Here is a 20,798-nt window from a genome sequence, read left to right as displayed (position 1 = left end):
CAGGTATCAAAAAAGTTGCGCCCTCCGAAAAAATAATTTCAAAAAAGTTTTACCCCTGCTATGTAGCATCGAAACAACTGCATGCGAACCATGTGAAAGCTAGCCGGAATAGTTCTAGATGCACTTCTATGTTTTTATTGCTTTTTTAGTATAGCTTGGCTTCCTGCCTTACGTCGATGCAAAAGATTTTCCATGGATAATCTTACTCATTATTTTAATGTACAGGGAAGGATTAGCCAGAGACTAACCCTTCCCTGTACGAATTCAACTGGCTTTTACAGAAGTTTGTTCTTTCTCATAACACGCTCTGCGATTATTGCAGCATCACCACGTTTAAGATTAGCTTTAGGATCAAAACGGTATGTTGGTTTAGCTGTTCCAGTAGTAGTATTAGGCAGTCCTTCTAAAAACTTAGCTTTTACTACTGCAATAACCGAGCTTAAGGAGTACCCATCAATAGAGTTGGCATCTGTAAATTGTTTTTGAAGTGTTGCTCTATCCTTTGTTTGATCATCCTTGCCATCCTTGAGAAGATTAGCAGCACGAGCAATCATAACAGCTGCTTCCTCTCTTGTCAGAGCTTCATTCGGCAGGAACTGACGTGGGCCTTTACCTCGAATAATCCCTTTTCTTACTGCCGTTTCAATATAACGATAATCCCATAGTCGACTTATACCAATTACAGGAATAACATCGTCAAAGGTCATATCATTTGGATTGTAATCCAGTGGAATTTGGAACATTTTCACTAGCAACTGTGCAAATTCGCCGCGCGTGATATTATCATAAACACCGAATTCGTTGTTGCTGGTTGAGATCATCACACCCCGAGCGAACATAAGCTCCATTGAGTTGCGTGCATAAGAATGACCGATAATATCTGTAAAGCTATAACGCAGCTGCATAACTACATAATAACCAAATCCATCAATAGGTGTTGTAATAGTCTTACTTCCTGCATTGACTTTACCACCCATATTGGTCCATTGCCCATTATAATAGCGCCAAATACTCAGTGTGTTAGCAGCTGTATTAATAATTCCCGAATCGTATTTAAGCGTAATTCTGCCCGGGTTTGTTGTTTCAAGCCAACGTGATAGCGGACGCTGGTGGAACAGGTTAGTCAAATCATATGGCTGAGTCCCTTTATGGAACGTATACCCTGTACTTTTCGTCCCGTCAACATATCCAGGATCGATCCAGAACAGTTTGGAAGCATAGCCAAAATGTGCAGATGGGCGCAGAACTGCCGCACCATAATCATCATAACCAATTTGAACGAAAGTTCCATCTTTAGCAACAGATTGGGTACCGCCAGTATATTCACCCACCGCATTATATGTTTTTACTGTTCTGCCGTCTGCACGGTCAGCAATAGCGAACAAAACCTGCTGATTATCAAACATATCGATGGTTGTTACATCTTGGCCAGGACTTTCATTGGCTTTACGCAAGAAGGTATTTTTCGGGAAATTAACTGATACCTCTCCTTTAAAAGCCGATGCTTTTCCAGCCTTAGTAATTGATGTTTTAAATTGTGCGCCAGGTGAATTGTCAGCTGCGTAATTTACTGAGAACTCTCCATTAATTTTTTGGGTGCCACGGATAACTGTAAATTTAACCTTGTTGACTCCTGCTTTTAGACCAGTCATCTCGTATCTAAAAATATCATCAATAAGGCTTTTATTCATTTCATTTTTACCGATTGTAACGGAGTCCGCACCTTCTGCCAAAATACTTACATTAAGGAAGTTTTGGTTAATAACCGCTTCTTGAGGCAGCTTAGGCGATAAAATCTCAAAAGTGGGACGCTCTCTCGTAATCGTTACAGTCTGACTTACACTTTCTGTTCCTACTTGTGAAGTAACTGTAATACTCGATGCACCCGTGACTGGCAGAGGAACATTATAAAGACGCAATCGATATGTCTTGTTATTAGTATCTGTTCCATCAGGCTCCAAAAATAATTTATTAGCGACTTGATACACAAGCTGGTCACTTGCATTAACAGAAGCTGTAGCATAGGTTTGACCATCTATAGTGACAATTAAATTTGCAAGTTTGGCCACCGTAAACAATAAATCAACGCTTTTTTGTGTGGTAACATAATTATCCGCTTTATCTCCTAAAATAAACTTATTGTCAATGTCACTCTGATAGCGCGTATTACCAGTATCTTGAGTAGGATCGATTTTATATGGAACAGGAACGAGCTTAGTTACCGCAGGTTGCTGATCCGAGAAACGATAAATTAATAACGTATTGGTGACATAAACACCATTAGCACGACCGCTTAATACCAACTCGTTGCTGCCAAAAACAAGCTTAGAGCTCGTATCCGCATTAAGCAATGGGATTGTAAACTGAGATCCATTAAACATAGCAGCAGTCAATGGAATTTCTGCACCATTCAACTTGAAGGCAACAGTACCAATATCTGTCGCTAAATTAAAGTTCAACAGCTTACCTTTCAATTCAGCCAGTCCTGTTCCGTAGAACACAGCACCATTGAAGGTATTTGTTACTTGAATGGAAGATATAGGATTGAAATTAAACGTTCTGGTGACGACATCTTTCTCGGCACCTTTTATAACGGTAAATGTTAATTCAATCTCGCCTTGCGGCATTGAATCAATACGATATACCCTTTGAGAATCTGATGTACTAAATGCTGCTGAACTGAAGGATGAACCTGTAATTGCAGTACCATTTAGCTTTGCCGTTAGGGTTGTAGATCCGCTACCTAAATTGAAGTTTGACGTGTCAATTGCAACATAGAGAGGCAACTGCGATACTACAGCGTTATTTGAAAAAATACCGCTCGAAGTATAGTTTACAGTAGAGCCCGACTCGGTTGCATCGTATACTTGCTTTAATCCAGTTATATACGGAGCAGTCGCTGTTCTAACCGTAAAATCGACTGGAAAATTAGCCTCCTGCCCACTATATATCGAGCTCCTCACCCGCAATTGATATTTTCCGCTTGATGCCGCAGAAATGGCTGTATCGGAAGTGAAGTTAAATTCCGTATAATTGGAATTGCTTGTGCCTGCCGTTACTGTAGCCGTATGGGTGCTTACAACAGTCGCAGTATCATCAATAAGTTCTAACGTTACTGTCGGGGCTGCTGTTGCAGTTGCAGGTGTTGAAAACAATAGTTTACCTGTAACCGTTTGATTTGAAATAGGCGAAATTATTGGATTGCCATCAAGCTGAGTCGTATTTGCAAATACATTATAAGCAACGGGTGTATTTGCCTGAAAATAAACTAACTCACGATTCAGCGTATAACTTTTATCTCCATTGCGAGAAACAATCTGCAGCTTGTTTAATCCAAGCTGTAATTGTAAATCTGACGTTACGAACGTCCCTGCACCCCCATTGAACATAGAGGTTCCGTTAATCAAAACTTCAGTAGCATTTGCTGCCTTTACAATTAAAGAAGGACGTGCGGTCGTTACGATTTTCGATTGCCCTTCTTGCAAGACAGTTCCATCAGCCAGAGCAATACTTGAAATTACAGGAACATTACCATAGCTGACATAACTTACGCCTTCTACTGTCCCTCCATTTCCGCTAATGCTGCTGCTCATGCCCGTTACCGTAATTTTATTCAATCCCTCGTAAAGCTGTACCCCTGCAAACAAAAAGGTATTGCCGACAATAGAAGGAGTAAGCGCTCCATTAGAGGTGGCGACTACTGCACCATTGACTAGACGTTCTACTTTAAATGTAATCGAGTTTGCCGATACATCACTGAAAGAGCCTCGCAAATCAACCGTACTCGTATTAACGATAGTTGGACTCGCCTCTACTGTACTAAAATCGGTAAATTGAAAATAGATTGACGCAGCTTTCGCCGGTTGGAGCGGAGCCAACGTTACAATCAAAGCAATTGATAAAAATAAGCTTAGCATTTGTTTCCACTTTCTCATCACACTGGTTCCTCCTTGTATGCATTGCTTTTGAACAAACATCTTAATGGCCGATACTTGTTCGTCATAAAAATGGTTTATGAACTTGCTGTATAGACAAACGTTGATATCGCACAGAAGAGCTTATCGTTCTCTACTCTATAAACTTTCCTCCTTCTCCCTCTTGAGTTAATGTTTGTCATTGTTCGTTACAATTAGACGCAAAGACCCAAGAAAAGTTCCGTACTGTTGTTATCGGTTATTCCTTCCTATATTTTTAGTCTATTTGGGAAAGTTACGCAAAAAAGCTCCACAGCCTTTGCAAAGGCTGTGGAGCTTCATCATAAAATCCTATTATAAAATAATAGCGGGAATCCTTAATTATTTCGAACGCGATTGTGCATCTACCTTTGTCCGCAGCAGCAAACGGTTAAAGAAGTTAATAACCGGGCGGCGCGTTTTATCAACGATACCAATAAGCTCAGCGCCAATTTGCAGGCCGAACATAAGCAAGCAAATGACGGAGAACGTGACCCAATTCGCTGCGGTCGATTGAATAACGGTAGACTGCAAAATCGCAAAGCCTCCAAATATCGCCGCCACACCCCAAATAATCAGAACCGTACGACGATGGCTAAAGCCAAGCTCCTGCAAGCAATGGTGCAGATGCCCTTTATCCGGTGCGAAAATCGGGCGCTTATTCACCCAGCGGCGAACGATTGCAAAAAAGGTATCCGAAAGCGGAACGCCAATAATCAGCAACGGTGTAACGAACGAAACAATTGTAACCTGCTTAAAGCCAATCATGGACAACGTAGCCAGGCTGAATCCAAGGAACAGCGAGCCCGAATCGCCCATAAAGATTTTCGCAGGATGGAAGTTGAAAAATAAAAATCCGACAATGCCGCCGAGCAGCAGGCTGCTGAGCAGAATAATGGGGATATTGCCCATTACAATCGCCATGATCAAAATGGTAGAGATCGCAATACCGGAAACACCAGCCGCGAGCCCATCCAAGCCATCGATCAAATTAATCGCATTGGTTACGCCGACAATCCAGAGAATTGTAATCGGAACAGCGATCCAGCCAGCAATCGGCTGCATAGCATCACCGAAAGGAATGTTAACCAGATCGATTTTAATGCCAAAGCCAAATACGACAACGCTTGCCGCAACCAACTGGCCCAGCAGCTTCACTTTGGCGGACAGCTCAAAACGGTCATCCAAGGCGCCTATTAAAATAATAATCGTGCCGCCTACAAGCAGCGCTTGAATCATATTCATATTTGCATCTGTCAGCATTCCATCCGGAATGAACGGGAACAGCAATAAAAACCCTGCAACAAATGCAGCATAAATTGCCAAACCACCCATGCGTGGCATAATGCGGGTATGAACCTTCCGATGATTCGGCTTATCAATCGCACCGACGAAAAAAGCGAATTTTTTAACAAGCGGTGTCATGACAAGCGCTAACGTCAGAGCAAGAATAAAACCAATCGAATACAATAAGCCTTCTGGCATGTAATGCAGCTCCCCTTTTGTTTCTACCGAAGTGAATTATACTCCGATCGAAAAAGAAACTCCAATCCCGTTTTCATTCAATTTCAACGGTTTTCACGAGTTTTTACGATAATGGCCCAGGTTTTGTTACGTTTTCTTTGTCGCGCATCACTTTCACAACGAATTTCGGCAAAACGAGCATTCTTGGCAGCCTTTTTGGTTCCTGAAGCAAGCGGTAAAACCACTCTAAGCGCAGCTTTTGGAAAATCATCGGAGCGCGCTTCAGCTTGCCCGCAATAATATCGAAGCTGCCGCCAATGCCCATAATATAAGGGACGCCCAGCTGATGCTTATACTTCGCAATCCAAGGCTCCTGTGTCTCGGCTCCTCTGGCAACAAGCAAAATATGTGGCGCTGCCTGACGAATCTCCTCGACAACCTCCTGATCCTGATCAGGACCAAAAAATCCGTTGCGGTAGCCTACGATTCGCACCTGCGGATATTGGAGCTGCAGCTTTTCGGCCGCCGCTTCAATAACCTCCTGGGATGTTCCGAGCAAATATGCGGTCCATTTGCGCTGCTCGCCTTCACGCATTAAACGATGCATCAGGTCAAAGCCGGCAACTCGCTCGGCTACAGGCGTACCTACATAATTGGCCGCCCATACAACGCCTGCGCCGTCAGGTACAATAAGCTCTGCCTTCGTCATCATCCGGTAGTAATCAGGACTCTCCAAAGCAGACATCACCATTATCGGATTAGCTGTAATGACATGCGTTTGACGCTTCTCCTCAATTGCTTTCACTAAGTAGCTGACCGTCTCATCCATTGTCATTTTAGAGAAGGGTATGCCGTAAATAGATACGGTTGGAACATGGTTCGACAAACGAATATCACCTCGATATGGGATGGAGCAGCAGCTTCATAATTTGCTCAGCAGGCTGCTGCGCTTGTTGCTTCAACTTCGAAATAGCTTCCTGATGCGATCTGCGCCAGCTGTCGCCGTTCTCCAGCATCCGCTCCGCCTCATCGGCAAAAGCCTCTGCATCAAGCAGCTCCGTTGAGCCAATTGGCTGCAAATGGATCCTTTTCAGAAATTGATCGATTTTCGGATCATACGATAAGCCAAGCATTGGCACCATCTGGTTTGCTGCATAAATTAACGCATGCAGCCGCATTCCGAATAATATATCGCAATGGCTCACTTCCAGCAGCATTTGCTGCGGGTCGTCGCCCGGCGATGCCAGCTCAGCGATGCTTCCGCTGGCGAGCTTCCCTTGCAGCCGTTCCATGACCTGCTTCGAGCTTTGCGCATCGTCTGGGGTATGGAACGGGAGAAACCGCAGCCGCACCTGACGGCGGCGCGTCAGCGCGATTAGCGCATCGGCGGCGCGCGCAAGATCCGCGCCGTCTTCGCGCCAGCTGCGCAGGGACACGCCGACGACCGGCAAAGCTTCGCTGCCGGCCTGCGCGGTCCCCGCACCGCCAGGCGCAGCCGCCGCGGAGGCTCCGCCGCCTGGCGCCCCGGCCGCCGCTGCGCCTAGCGGCAGCGGCAAGCCCATCACCGGATCGGGTACAACCTCGATCCGGTCATGCGGCACGCCCATCCGCCCAAGCAACGCGGCGGATTGATCGTCCCGCACTGAAACATAAGCGCTCCGCCGCATAACATGGCGGATCATCGGGTCCATCCACCGGCGGTTCACCGGCCCGATGCCCTGCGAATAAATGAACGTCGGCTTGCCCAGCAATTGGGCAAGCTTCACGATTCCGGTATAATACGGAATCGTCTTCGTGCCTGTGGCATCCTGCAGCAGGCTTCCGCCGCCGCTGATCAGCCCATCGCAGCTGCGCAGCGCGCCCCACACATCCGCGGGGCGCATCCGATGTACGGCCTCTACGCCGTACATCGCTATCGTCCAAGCCGGGTCGGCCGATAGCACGACCGGCTGCACCTCAAGCCCATGCACCTTGCTCTGCTCGGCAAGCGCCAGCAAAATCGAACGCAGCACAGCCTCGTCGCCGCTATTACTAAAGCCGTAGTAGCCAGAAATCGCTATTCGGCGAATATGCGTTTGAGAACCGGCGACCATTTAGACCAGACTCCTTCCAGTAGCTGCCACACTCCGATGAGTATAAATCCGACTGCCGCACCAAGGCCAAGGCCAAGGAATACTCGGATGATCGAAATATGCAGCGGCGTATGAATATGCGCAAATGTGTCGACCATAGACAGCTGTCCAATGGAGCCAATAATAACGAACAGCCAGGCTGCGCGGTATCGCAGCGCGGCGAACAATCCCACCAGCAGCAGCGGATGCGCCAGCAAAAACTCTTTATTTCGCGGACGAACGCCGAACGTACCTTCCAGCCATTCGCGGAAGGGACGCTCGAATGGCAGCGTCTGTCCCTCATTACCTGTACGTGATAAATAATACATACCCGCAGCTACGACAATTAAACCAACGACAACCATCAGCACGTTAATCGGTGTGGACAGCATTTTGCGAAGGCGGGCAATAGGAGCATGCCCCGTATAAAACACGACGTAAATCGCGACAAGCCCAATCGGCGCGAGATGCAGCAGGCTAACTCCGCGGAATTGCTGAAGCACCAGCATATACGTTATATTGTTCAGCAAGCCGAACACATATGGCACCGCAATAAGCGACATGAGCGCTACTACAATAAACCAGCTGAAAGCAAGTCCCAGACGGCGGCGTGCCGGCAAGCCTTCGAATATCCACTTGCCGCCTGCATCAACAGAGCTGTTCAGCGGAATAACAACGCCTTGTCCTTTATCTTTGTTGCGGAAAGTCCAATCCGCTCCGCCAACAAAACGCTGGTTTCCTTCGGTTCTGGAGTAAATACGGTTCATGACCCAGATGAGCGCAAGCGTTGGGGCACTAATACCGGCTCCAAGCGCAAGCGCCTGCTCCAGCACGGAGCTGCTCAGCACATACAAGCCGGCACTTCCGACAATGCCAAGCAGGAACACCGCAATAAGCGTACCTGGCAGAAAAGCATTGATTAACAGCGCAATCAAGGCAATCGCACCAATAACAACGATTCCTTTCAGCATTTTAACCCATGACGGGTATTCCCGATCAAATGGCTCCGCTATACCCGGAGCAAATCCGGCATCTGCCAAACGCTGAATCGTGCCTTTGTTTCCATCCTCCCCTTTAAGAGACAGGTAGAGGTTGTCCAACGGATTAATAACAGCCGATTTTTCCTGGCTTGACGATGGAGCACCGTTCAGGAAAAACATCCGGATGTTGCGGTCCTTCGCTGCAAGCAGGAAGCGATCTGCAATATCTTCCGGCTTCATTCTCATCCCGTCTGTAGGAGACAACGAATAAAGACGTACAATATTATAGTCGGTCAGGTAAGCGAGTGTCGTCATGCCCGATTGCTCTTTTTTCAAATTCTCAATGGTAATTACACCGATTTGATATTTATTAAGCAGATCGGCAAATACGCGCAAGCTCTTCTCCTCGGCGTTGTCGGTATAGCCTTTTACTTTATCGCCGTCGAACAAAATCCGTGTAACTCCATAATCCTTCAACTGAGCAAGAGTCGCCTCTGCTTCTTCCTGCGAAAATGGAAGCACCCGATCAGTCAAGCGGGGCAGAACACTTAACCCAGCTGCTTTAATCTTTTGAAGCGACATCGGATCAAAGCCGAGTGGCTGAAGCAGCGAATTTTGCAGCGGCAGCTCCACCACAAGGCCATCGCGGCCATCAAAGGACCAGTCCCGATAGACGATGCCCGCCCGGTCAAATGCAGCGCGAACAAGCGGTCCAACCTGCTCCTTCTCCTCGCTGCCGGTATACAAAATATAAGTGAAATTTTGTCCCGGCGTCTCCAGCTTGCCTTGAAGCAAAGCCGCATCCTTGGAGTTATAGTAGGTCAATCTGCCCGCCTGCATCAGCTCGCGAAGCGAGCTTTCATAGACGGCCATGGTCGAAATGCCGGCTTCTTTCATAAAAATGAGATGCTGGGCTACAAATTCCTGCGGCTTCGCAGAATATTCCGCAATTTCGATCAAGTCGCGATAATCAAACACATACTCCACTTGCTTAGACGTTGACTCCGTATTCATTCGGTTATAACCAATAGGAAGTGCCGCCATCACGCCAATTAGCGTAATGATCCAGAGCCACTGCTTAGCTCTGCGATTCCATTGCAGCCAGTTTTGAAGCACGAAAATCCTCCGTTCATCTATCCTTTTCATTCCGCTTCCTACTGCTCTATTACCGAGCTGTTGCCCACGGTTGAAGCCACATATCCTTTATCCGTCTACTCTTGCCATAACCGCCTGTCGCAAAGCATTCAGCGCTTCTTCAGCTTGCGGAGTCGATTCACCGCGAACCGCAAAATAAACTTTAATCTTCGGCTCGGTACCCGATGGACGAAGACAGAACCATGAGCCATCAGCAAGCATATATTTCAGCACGTTTTCAAGGCGAAGACCATCCAGACCCAGCTTGTAATCCAGTACTTGCTCCACCTTCACGCCGTTGATATCAACGGGCGGCTGATTGCGCCAGCTGTCCATAATGCCGGCAATTTTTTGTACGCCGTCAAGGCCTTTCAGCGTCCGCGACTCTAGGCCCTCCAAATAAACGCCATGCTTCTCATACAGCTCAAGCAATACATCATATAGTGTTTTACCTAAGCTTCTATAATATGCCGCTGCTTCACAAATCAGCAAAGCCGCTACGATAGCGTCCTTGTCCCTTGCATAAGTTCCAGTCAAATAACCGTAGCTTTCTTCATAGCCAAAAAGGAAGGAGCGCTCGCCTGTTTTTTCATAGCCCGTCATTTTTTCGCCGATGTATTTAAAGCCAGTGAGCGTATTTTCAACAGCTACACCGTAAGAGCGGGCAATATCCGCACCCATCTCGCTCGTTACAATTGTTTTAATAACAACGCCGTTATCCGGCAATTGTCCGCGCTCCTCCAGCTGGCTGAGCACATAATTCACCATTAAGGCACCCGACTGGTTGCCGGTCAGAACGACATATTCGCCGTTATTGTTTTTCACTACTGCGCCCATTCGGTCGGCATCCGGGTCAGTTCCGATAATAATATCGGCATCGACCTGCTGCGCCAGCTTCATAGCCAGCGTGAACGCCTCGCGTTCTTCCGGATTAGGCGATTTTACAGTGCTGAAATAGCCATCCGGCTGTTCCTGCTCCGCAACAATATGTACGTTGCTAAAGCCGGCTTTCGCAAGCACCTCGCGAACCGGCATATTGCCCGATCCATGAAGCGGGGTGAATACAACGCTGAACTGTTTGCCTACGCCACTGCGAAGAAGCTCCACATTCAAGCTTTGCGCAACCACCGTATTAATGTAGGACTCGTCCGCATCCTCACCCAGCCATACGAGCAAGCCTTGCGCCTCTGCCTCTTCACGACTCAAACGCTTCACTTGGTCAAAGCCTGTTACCTGCTGAATGGCTGCAATAACCTGCTCTGCATCCTCAGGTATGAGCTGGCAGCCGTCAGCAGCATACGCCTTATATCCATTATATTCAGGCGGATTATGGCTAGCCGTAATCACAATGCCGCTGGAAGCTTTAAGCGCACGCACAGCATACGACAGCTGTGGTGTTGGGCGCAGCGATTGGAACAAATACGTTTTCACGCCATTTGCCGCCAGCACAAGCGCTGAATCCAGCGCAAATTCCGGTGAATAGTTGCGGGAGTCGTGTGCAATGACCAGTGACGGGGCATCGCCTGCAGCATGCTCAAGCAGCCAGTTCGCCAGCCCTTGCGTCGCTTTGCCGACCGTATAGGCATTGAGACGATTCGTGCCCGCGCCCATAACGCCGCGCAGACCGCCTGTTCCGAATTCCAGATCGCGGTAGAAACGGTCTGTTATCTCCTTCTCATCGCCCGTGATGCCGCGAAGCTCCTCTTTTGTCGCTTCATCGATCAACGGATCGTTTAACCAAGCATTGTAACGCTGGATTGCCGCTTCATTTTGACTCATATGGCCATCTCTCCCTTATATATAATGATTGAAAAATAAATTTAGGATGGATCAGACAGGGCAAACATAAGCTCGCCTTCAGCGACAACTTGATCTCCAACCTTCGCAGTAGCTTGTCCTTTGCCGATGCTGCCTTTCAATCTCGTAATGACGACCTCAAGCGTAAGCGTATCGCCAGGCTTCACCTGACCGCGGAACCGAACGCCATCAATGCCTGCAAAAAAGCCTAATTTTCCTTTGTTGGCCTCCAGCATAAGCATCGCTACAGTGCCGACCTGCGCCAGTGCCTCAACGATAAGCACGCCAGGCATAACCGGATAACCCGGAAAATGTCCTACAAAATAAGGTTCGTTCATCGTTACATTTTTCAGGCCAACCGCTCTGACACCCGGCTCTACCTCCAAAATACGGTCAATGAGCAAAAAAGGCGGGCGATGGGGGATAATTTCCTGAATTTGATTAATATCGAGCATGAATAAAGCTCCTTCCTTGTAATCGAGGGTATAAAAAATGCAATTTTTACTGAAACTATAGATATCCTTCATGAAACTGCAGTTTGTGAAGGTTGAGATAGAGGGCTTGGCTGTGCGGACCCGAAGCGTCTGCGGCCAAGCTTCTTTCATTTTACCGCGAATCCCTATGGACTCCCTAGCGGCACGCAAGTGTAGATTGACAAGCATTCTACCCCTTGGCGGGCGCGGCATTAAGGCTCCAAACCATTATACAACTACCGTATCAAAAATAAAACTGCCACGGCCCTCGTATGGCTAAACTTGGGACTTACAGGTACAATTGCGGCGGCAAATGATTTTTTTTAACTAAATACGACATCTTTATTCATTTCCTCTATATGTAAACCGTTATATAGAATAGAGAGTTTTTTATTCTATAGACGAAGGGATAGGATGTAGTGAATTTAAGTGTAAACGGGAACAAGTCGCTCAGAGAAATCAGGAGATGGCTCGCCGCCGTTCTATCTGTCATGCTCATCGCTACCACATTCAGCAGCATCGCGAATGCTGCAGACGAAACTGTAACAAGCATTGAACTAAGCTATGATTCATGGGATTACAATACCAGCACCTCATCACTAGAAGTATTTATTGAGGATGATGCCGTTATCGTCTCCTTACTGGCTGCCACTTCAAGCTCTTCCACCAAGAAGGACGTCAGCGCCTCCGCTACTTGGAAATCGTCCAACACCTCCTACGTCAAAGTGGACAAGGGCGTCCTAACGGCTGTAGGCAAAGGAACGGCTACGATTAGCGCTACTTATGGCGGATACACACAAAATATTAAAGTTACATCCGATTACGTTTATAATTCTGTACAAATTTTGAAAAACGGCAGCAACGCCGCTGAAAGCTACGACGTGAGTCTCGGTGCGGATCAAGTGTTTACGCTGAGCGGGATTAAAAGCGGCTCCTCCAATGAGAACATTACAACCAATGCAACCTGGACATCCTCCAGCACTTCCGTCGCGACAGTCGATGACGGTACAGTTACGCTTGTGGGCGCAGGAACAACAACCATTACAGCAAAATACAAAGGAAAATCAGACACTGTAAAGCTCGTCGTCACTTCTCCTTATAAATCACTGGCTTTGTCGCCAAAAACGTTGCTTGAAATGGATATGGGCAGCGATGACCAGAAGATTGAAGCAATAGCTACAACTACAAGCGGCTCGACAGAAACCGTAACGGCAAAAGCAACTTGGACAACCAACAGTGCTGCTGTTGCAACCGTCGAGGACGGTGTCGTAACTCCAGTTGCTACTGGCCAAACTAAAATCACCGCAACTTATTTGGGAGTAAGCTCGACGATTGATGTTGTCGTTCGTACACCATACCAATCGATTAAGCTGTCGCCAGCCAAGGAATATCAATTGCTGCTGAACAGCCCGGATTTGCAAATTACAGCTGAAGTTCAGGAGCTTTCTGGAGGAAGCAAAAACGTTACTACGCAGGCGGAATGGACGTCCTCCAATCTGAACGTCGCTACAGTAACGAATGGGCTTGTTACACCAAAAGCGGTTGGAACAACTAAAATAACAGCATCTATTAAAGGCATCAGCCGCAGCATTGACATTACAGTTTTTCCTAGCGTCACCGAGCTGAAAATCGATAAAGAGTCCATCGACACATTCCCTGAGAAAAGCGAGACGCTGCCTAAAGTCAGCGGCACCACTTTCGGCGGAGATACAGCCGACGTTTCCAAAATCGTGAAATGGACCGTTGCCGACGAAAAAATCGCTACTATCAAAGATAGCAAATGGACAGCAGAAGCTGTAGGCAAAACGGTTGTAACGGCTGAGCTCAATGGCCTGAAAGCGACATTTGAGCTGAATGTACACCTTACACCTGTGAAGCTCGTTCCAAGCACTAAAGAACTTAGCGTAGTAATCGGCAAGGATTCGGCGCTGCCTACGATTACGGTTGTGAATCAGGATGGATCGCAAGAGGACGTTTCTTCCAAAGCAACGTGGAAAGCATCATCGGATAATGCAATTGTCGTTAATGGCAAAGTGAAGGGTCTTGAAGCCTCCAAAGTGACGTTAACTGCAACCTATTTAAATAAAACAACTACCGTCAAAGCCTACGTTGAAGAAGAGATCGAGAAGCTGGTAGCAGAACCATCCAGCCTTGAGCTGTACCCAGGCAAAAGCAAATCGGTTAAAGTAACAGGCTACTATGTTAGCGGCAAGAAAGTGGTTCTGAGCTCCAAAATGGACTGGACCGTTTCTTCCAGTACGCTGGCGTCGGTTAAAGGTAGCACAGTCAAAGCATTGGCAGTTGGCAGCGGCAAGCTCACGGGTTCTTATCAGGGCAAAACGCTGGAAGTTCCAATTACTGTATCGCCTAAGCTTAAATCGCTAACCCTGTCAGACAAGTCGCTTAAGCTAAGCCCAGGCGCTTCTTATTCGCTGAAGCTGCAAGCAAACTATACGACTGGCAATCCAGTAGACGTAACGTCAAGCGCAACTTGGGTAACAAGCAAAGCAAGCGTAGCTACTGTATCGAATGGCAAAATTATCGCTCTTAGCAAAGGCTCCGCTACCATTAAAGCTACCTTTGACGGCAAAACAGTATCCATGCGTGTAACTGTAAAATAAGCACATGATTACACAAGCGTAAACGGCTGAAGCCGTCCTCTGGCGGCAAAGCTACCGTTTCGAGGGTGAAAAATAAGCCCATTATAAGTGTGAAATTTACAAATGCTTATATTTTGAAAAAGAACACCTTCCGCTTTGTTTTCTTAACAAACGGATTGGTGTTCTTTTTTTCATCTGCTGATTTCATCCCCGCAGACGACGCAAAAAAGCGGCATCCGCAATAAGCTGCGAATACCGCCTTCAACCATTCGTACGGTGCGAACTACGAATCCGAGAATACAAGATCATAGACATGCTGCCAAGTCGACCATTGGAACACGTCATCCCCCGATTGCTTACCCAGCACCGTATAACCGATATAGAGGCCTGCAATCAGCATAATGACCATGATGCAAGGCACAATGCTGCGACGCAAAATCCATAATATGATTCTCAGTACCAGGGGCCGCTTCTTCTTCTCTGGAGTGGAGCTTTGCCCCTTCCTGCGCGAGCTGCTGCGGGTCTGTTCTGCTTGTTCGTCTTCCAGCCTGTCATCCGCATAATCAGCTCGTTCATTCGTCGTACTCATTACCACCATCACCCTATCTATCTGCGCAAGCCGTTCGCCAACCCCATCATCGAATCGCTTGATGTTAATGCCCTAGCTACCAGTTGGTAAGCACGTTGTACATTAATCAGCTCAGTCATCTCGCCGCTCATATCCACATTGGATTGCTCAAGAGAGCCTTGGCGCAGCGCGATCGCATTATCCGCGTCAGGAGTAACCACCTGGATTACATCACCCACATTCAGTCCTTCAGCTACGGAAAACAAATTGTCATCCAGCTGAGTAAGAGCAGAAGGGCGGGTTGCTTGCATCAATTTAATTGTGCCTAAATTAATGGTTGTACCGTCAGTAGCAACACCTTGCGCACTGCCATCAGCACCAATATCCAGCTTATAGCCATCTGGAACAGTTACTGGCTGCTCAACTACTACATTTCCTGGCTGGGTCACCACTGTCGAAACAATAGGATAGCCTTCAGCCGTTGCCAAAATGTTATCACCGTTTGCATTAACCGTCAACTGAAACGCACCGTTGCGCGTATAAGCACGGTCGCCATTAGCGTTCACAATGACCTCGAACAACGCATTTCCTTCAATAGCAAAGTCCGTGTCCTTGCCTGTTGTTGCGATCGTTCCTTGCTCCAGATTCGGCTTAATCATCGTCAACTGGGAGCCCCAGCCTTGGTTAAAATCAAGCGGCGTCATACGGCCCGGCTGCCTAAAATCATTTGGCTGCTTTCTGACGTTGGTCAGCAAATCCTCAAAGGTTGCTTCCTTGCGCTTATAACCTACCGTATTCACGTTGGCGATATTATCAGCGATCATATCAAGCTTCTGCTGGAGTCCGCCCATCGAGACCACCGCATTAATCATTGAGCCGTTCATCGTCTGCCTCCTTCACGTTTCTTGCTGACTTCGTCTTAAACGCGGCCTACTTCCGTTACAGCCTTCTCAAGACTTTGATCGTAAAATTGTACAACCTTCTGGTTGGCCTCATAAGCGCGAAGAGCCGCCATCAAATCGACGGAAGATTGTGCCGCATCTACGTTGGAACGCTCCACATAGCCTTGCTGCACCTCTACCTGATCCGTCTCCTGAAGCGCGACAGCTTGCGCAGCATCTCCATTAAAGCGGAACTGGCCGTCTCCGGCGCGTACGAGTTGGTTCGGTTCGTTAATTCGTGTCACCAGGAGCGGCTGCACGCCACTATCCACACCGGTTAGCGTATTAACAAAGCGCAAATCCTTCGTCAGCGACAGCTGCTCAAGCCCGGTGCCTGCTGCGAATTGAATAGGATTGCCATCGGCTCCAAGCACATTGGCGCCGTCTCCGTTAACGAGAAAACCATTCGCTGTCAGCGTAAAGGAGCCGCCCCGCGTATAGCGAAGATCCCCTTGCGCATCCTGCAGCGTAAAGAATGCTTGCGGCTGGAACGTCACCGTACCGTCATCCGCCACGTATTTGCCGGACTCGTCAAACGCCGCGCCCTCCACTTCAATGTTGGACACGAGTGCGAAGTCAGTAGGCTTGTCCGTCTGGGACAAGTCTCCTTGGACATGCAGCGACAAGCTCTCCTCTGCAAATACCCCCATGCCGAGACGGCCGATGGATTTGCTTGGCTCGCCCTGTACCCCTGTCATGGAAAGCAGCGTATCCGGGAACGAACGCGTGACCGCATTCGTCTGCTTATAGCCCGGTGTATTTATATTTGAAATATTATTCGTTACGGTATCATGTCTCCGCTGCTGGGCCGTCAAGCCTGCAGCTGCTGTGTAAAGCCCTCTAAGCATTGCAATTGCCTCCTCGAAGATCGTATAAGGCTGTTCCCTCTCGCTGTATATGCCACTATTTATATATCGGTAAAAGGCATGACTTCAGTTATAGCTTCCTATGCGACCTTTGACTCAATTTAACGCCTCGGCGCGTCCCCTTTTAAACGCCCTACCCGCGTAAATGGCTATGCAAGCCTTGCTCCTGCTTGTTTTCTTTAGAAGCGTGGCTTCTTGCCAAGCTTGTCCAAGTTATCAAGCAGAATGCCGGTACCTTTAACGACGCAATGCATGGGATCTTCCGCAATCAGCACCGGAACCTTGAGTTCTTCCGCAAGCAGCGTGTCCAGGCCATTCAGCAATGCGCCGCCACCTGTCAAAATAACGCCCCTGTCAATAATATCTGCCGACAGCTCAGGCGGCGTCTTCTCTAGTACGGACTTCGCCGTAGCCACGATTGACATGACCGAATCCCACAGCGCTTCTTGAATCTCTTGCGAATGAATCGTCATGGTCAGCGGCAAGCCTGTTACCATATCGCGTCCACGGATATCAATTTCCGAACGTTGCCCATCCTCGTACACTTTACCGATTTTGATCTTGATATCCTCGCTTGTCCGCTCGCCGATCAGCAGCTTGTACTTATCTTTAATATACTTCATGATCGCAGCATCGAACTTGTCTCCTGCGATTTTAATGGAAGAGGCGGTCACGACGTCGCCCATGGACAGGACTGCTACATCCGTCGTGCCTCCGCCAATATCCACAACCATGTTGCCGCTAGGCTGGAAGATGTCCATTCCAGCCCCAATAGCAGCAGCTTTAGCTTCCTCTTCCAAAAATACTTCCTTGGCTCCGCTGCGTTCCGCCGCTTCACGAATCGCCTTCTGCTCAACGGATGTAATATTCGTTGGCGCGCAAATCAAGATACGCGGACGGCTCAGCCACTTACGCCCTTCCACCCGATCAATAAACGCTTTCAGCATAATTTCCGTTATTTCGAAGTCAGCAATAACCCCATCCCTTAACGGGCGGATTGCAATAATGTTGCCTGGCGTACGGCCGACCATCCGGTGCGCTTCCTCACCAACGGCAAGCACCTTCTTCGTGTCGCTCTCAATCGCGACGACAGACGGCTCATCGAGCACAACGCCTCTCCCTTTTACATGAATAGATACGTTAGCCGTTCCCAAATCAATTCCAATGTCCTTGCTCAGCATAAGGCGTAAGTCCTCCAACGAATAGTGTAAACGCTACGGTCAATTAGTTCCCACGACGTGAAAACCCCTAACGTACATTATTCGCCAAAAAACTATAAAATCCTCTACACGTTTGTAATAATTTGCGAATAAATTATGTTTTCCCGGCTGCCAGTACTTCCCTCTTCTTCGTGCTCGTTTTCTTATATTTGATTTTCGTTGCTTCTCCCCCGCGCAGATGGCGGATTGACTTGTGGTACTCCAAAATGTGCTTCACCTGATCCGCCAGGTCGGGGTTGATTTCCGGCAGCCGTTCGGTTAAATCCTTATGGACCGTACTCTTGGATACGCCGAACTCCTTGGCGATCGTTCGTACCGTGTGCTTCGTCTCCACGATGCAACGGCCTATTTTAATGGTTCGCTCTTTGATGTAATCGTGCACGTTCCCGCCTCCCTACTCGAGATAGTTTGGTACATTATATGAGGGGCGCGGGTATATATTCTTTATGGTCAAGCCTGACAAGCCAGTTTGTCATAAAATTTTCATAAAAATATAAAACAGGCAGGGGATATTCCCCTGCCTGCAAGGTCTAGAGACCTATTTTGCCAGCGCTTATTGCTCGCTGACTACGGTGCTTGGATTGACGGCTTTTCCGTTTTCACGCACTTCAAAGTGCAGATGGACGCCCAAATCCTTTTCCAGCTCATTACGAGCCGCTTTGGCAATAATGGTTCCCTGCTTCACTTCATCGCCTACCGCCACGTTCACGTCGCTAAGGCTTTGGTAAGTGGTCACAAGACCATCGCCATGGTTGATTTCAATAATGCTGCCATTCGTCGGATGATTGAGCACCAGGCTCACTTTGCCCGACATAGCGGCTACGACATCAAACGGCTGGTCATTCGGGTCTACAAGATCGATGCCCATGTGCGGCGAGAATGTATTCCCCGTCTGCACCATAGCTGCCTGACGCTCATCACTGCTCGCATTAGCATCGTAGAAAGGTGTCTCGATTTGCAGCGCGTCCTTGTTCACAACCGGCCATTGCAACTGCTCGCCTTCGCGAATGACTTCATCTACTGCGCCCTCCGGCTGTGTTGCCGTACCCTCGCCTACTGTGGCTTCCGTTTGGCCCGGATATTCTGTAGCTGTCGTCTGCTTGCTGTCATCCGCTCCCTGGTAGACCCACATTAAGGTTACGATAATTGCTGCCGCGGCCATAAATATTGCTGGCGAAACCCATTTGCGTGCCAGCAGCCTTTTAAATCCATTGCCTGAACCCGCGGCAGATGATGCTCCCAGTCCATTTTTGGGAGTTTCCTCTGAGCCTTGCTTTGGTTTGTTTTGATTGTTCATTTCTATCACCTCACTAGCCATTGTTGCCAGATTCGCTAGGTTTATACGTGAGGGTATATGGAATGATGGATAAAAATATAGAGACTTTAAGATTTCGAAAAAGCCTGTGTTTCCTTGAGCTAGGAGCGCCCAAGCAGTACTGCCGAGAACTTGGAAGCCTGCTCTATCTTCACATCCGTATAATAGTAGGTTAATATATCTTTCGCCGAATAGCCTAGCTTTGCCATGCCGTTCGCTCCCCATTGGCTCATACCGACGCCGTGTCCATAACCATAGGTTGTAATGGTAATAGCCTTATCGTTCATGCTCCATGTAAAAGCGGCCGAGGCTAGTCCCAATCGTTCGCGTACCTCGCGGCCTGTGAACACCGTTCCGGCGATTTCGATTTTGCTGATGCTTTTTCCTTCCGTTGCAGCTAATACCCGAATGGAAGGCTGAACCCTGCTCTCCCCCTGAAGGCCAAGCTTCTCATAAAATTGCGCCAGCGTTAGCTCCACGCTTTCTTTATAACGCGGTGACAGCTCGATGTCCCATTGACTCGCAACGCTGCGCAAATAAGGAATCTGATTGGTCCAATAGTCTTCGGAATTTTCCGTATACCCGCTGCTTGTGGAAAAAAACGCTGCCTGGATCGGCTCGCCATTATACGTGACGATTAACCCCTCCGTCTGCTTGACCGCTTCATTCAGCTTTTTCATATTAGCTGTCTGCTTGGCACCTTGCCAATGCTGCTTCAGCTGTGCAAGAGGCAAATACGCTTGATGGGCAATCGTGTCCGTTACATCTGCCTCTTTATTCTCCACGCCGCTGTCATCACCGGAAGCGAGGCGGCGTACGATATAGGTGCGTGCGGCTATCGCCTGCGCCTTAAGCGCCTCTAGCTCAAAATCGGCTGGCATTTCCGCTGCGATAACGCCGCGCACATACTCCTCCAGCGGCAAGCTTTCCGTACGCTGTTCCTTCATCATATAGGTGCGTACGATGAGCCCGCTAAGCGCGGCTGTCGTATTAGGCAACAGCCCGCCCATTTGCTGCGCGATAACGGCGCTGCCCGCTTCGACTTTATTCGCCCCGCTGCCGCTGCCCGTGCTGGGCAGCTCAAAGGCCGCCGACACTGCCCCTCCCGGCTGCGCATTCGCTAGAGTCGCAGGCATGCGGGCCGGTATACCTCCAATGGAAACTTTCATTAAAGCTACCGTAATGCCAAGCAATAGACCTATGGAAAAAATAGGCACCCAGCGGCTGCCCTTCAAGCATTGCAGCGCATCTGACACTCTGTGTTCGATTCTTCTTCGTCTCATCCCTGCTCCTTCCGCTACCTTTTTATAGCAATGTCATCCTGCTTAACTGGATAGTCCATTCTATGAGCGGATTTGATAGGGTAGAACAAAAGG

15 protein-coding genes are annotated in these 20,798 nt (G+C 48.3%); 1 reads left to right on the top strand and 14 read right to left on the bottom strand.

Annotated features, from left to right (window positions below; genetic code table 11):
- Positions 1-275: 275 nt before the first annotated feature.
- The 7 genes from WH37_RS14805 to fabZ form a co-directional block, all read right to left on the bottom strand.
- Positions 276-3,935 (bottom strand): S-layer homology domain-containing protein, encoded by a 3,660-nt coding sequence (locus tag WH37_RS14805; RefSeq protein ID WP_046231356.1) that lies wholly within the window; start codon positions 3,933-3,935, stop codon positions 276-278.
- A gap of 360 nt (positions 3,936-4,295) precedes the next feature.
- On the bottom strand, positions 4,296-5,438 hold the full coding sequence (locus tag WH37_RS14800; RefSeq protein ID WP_046231355.1) for a glycosyltransferase family 4 protein: 1,143 nt from the start codon (positions 5,436-5,438) through the stop codon (positions 4,296-4,298).
- 103 nt (positions 5,439-5,541) lie between these two features.
- Complete coding sequence (locus WH37_RS14795; protein ID WP_082110825.1) at positions 5,542-6,252, bottom strand: WecB/TagA/CpsF family glycosyltransferase; 711 nt, start codon at positions 6,250-6,252, stop codon at positions 5,542-5,544.
- Positions 6,253-6,310: 58 nt separating this feature from the next.
- Complete coding sequence (gene csaB, locus WH37_RS14790) at positions 6,311-7,510, bottom strand: polysaccharide pyruvyl transferase CsaB (RefSeq protein WP_046231353.1); 1,200 nt, start codon at positions 7,508-7,510, stop codon at positions 6,311-6,313.
- Positions 7,474-9,654, bottom strand: coding sequence for a DUF5693 family protein (locus tag WH37_RS14785; protein WP_177218088.1), 2,181 nt, complete (start codon positions 9,652-9,654; stop codon positions 7,474-7,476). The genes csaB and WH37_RS14785 overlap by 37 nt, the downstream gene beginning before the upstream one ends.
- 57 nt (positions 9,655-9,711) lie before the next feature.
- Entirely contained in the window at positions 9,712-11,421 is a 1,710-nt protein-coding gene (locus tag WH37_RS14780; protein WP_046231351.1) for a phospho-sugar mutase, read from the bottom strand.
- A 41-nt stretch (positions 11,422-11,462) separates the two neighbouring features.
- Positions 11,463-11,894 (bottom strand): 3-hydroxyacyl-ACP dehydratase FabZ, encoded by a 432-nt coding sequence (gene fabZ, locus WH37_RS14775; RefSeq protein ID WP_046231413.1) that lies wholly within the window; start codon positions 11,892-11,894, stop codon positions 11,463-11,465.
- A gap of 437 nt (positions 11,895-12,331) precedes the next feature.
- Here fabZ and WH37_RS14770 point away from each other — a divergent pair, with 437 nt between their 5' ends.
- Complete coding sequence (locus WH37_RS14770) at positions 12,332-14,533, top strand: Ig-like domain-containing protein (protein WP_143088707.1); 2,202 nt, start codon at positions 12,332-12,334, stop codon at positions 14,531-14,533.
- Positions 14,534-14,795: 262 nt separating this feature from the next.
- Here the strand turns inward: WH37_RS14770 and WH37_RS34675 are convergent, their stop codons facing one another.
- The 7 genes from WH37_RS34675 to spoIID all read right to left on the bottom strand — a co-directional run bounded on the left by WH37_RS34675 (position 14,796) and on the right by spoIID (position 20,705).
- The gene (locus WH37_RS34675; RefSeq protein ID WP_082110810.1) at positions 14,796-15,101 is read right to left on the bottom strand and encodes a DNA-directed RNA polymerase subunit beta; all 306 of its coding nucleotides are present in this window, start codon (positions 15,099-15,101) and stop codon (positions 14,796-14,798) included.
- Between the two features lie 17 nt (positions 15,102-15,118).
- Positions 15,119-15,964: a flagellar hook-basal body protein gene (locus WH37_RS14760; RefSeq protein ID WP_046231349.1), complete on the bottom strand. Its 846-nt coding sequence runs from the start codon at positions 15,962-15,964 to the stop codon at positions 15,119-15,121.
- A gap of 35 nt (positions 15,965-15,999) precedes the next feature.
- A complete protein-coding gene (locus WH37_RS14755; RefSeq protein WP_046231348.1) occupies positions 16,000-16,869 on the bottom strand; it encodes a flagellar hook-basal body protein in 870 nt (289 codons plus the stop codon).
- Positions 16,870-17,066: 197 nt separating this feature from the next.
- Positions 17,067-18,068 (bottom strand): rod shape-determining protein, encoded by a 1,002-nt coding sequence (gene mreB, locus WH37_RS14750; protein ID WP_046231347.1) that lies wholly within the window; start codon positions 18,066-18,068, stop codon positions 17,067-17,069.
- A gap of 133 nt (positions 18,069-18,201) precedes the next feature.
- A complete protein-coding gene (gene spoIIID / locus WH37_RS14745; protein ID WP_046231346.1) occupies positions 18,202-18,489 on the bottom strand; it encodes a sporulation transcriptional regulator SpoIIID in 288 nt (95 codons plus the stop codon).
- Positions 18,490-18,660: 171 nt separating this feature from the next.
- On the bottom strand, positions 18,661-19,404 hold the full coding sequence (locus WH37_RS14740) for a M23 family metallopeptidase (protein WP_046231345.1): 744 nt from the start codon (positions 19,402-19,404) through the stop codon (positions 18,661-18,663).
- Between the two features lie 119 nt (positions 19,405-19,523).
- The gene (gene spoIID, locus WH37_RS14735) at positions 19,524-20,705 is read right to left on the bottom strand and encodes a stage II sporulation protein D (RefSeq protein WP_046231344.1); all 1,182 of its coding nucleotides are present in this window, start codon (positions 20,703-20,705) and stop codon (positions 19,524-19,526) included.
- Between the last annotated feature and the right edge of the window lie 93 nt (positions 20,706-20,798).

This window comes from Paenibacillus algorifonticola (assembly GCF_000971975.1).
In the GTDB taxonomy this organism is placed as follows: domain Bacteria; phylum Bacillota; class Bacilli; order Paenibacillales; family Paenibacillaceae; genus Pristimantibacillus; species Pristimantibacillus algorifonticola.
The sequence above is the reverse complement of the archived record's forward strand: the minus strand, read 5'-3'. Positions and strand labels throughout refer to the sequence as shown.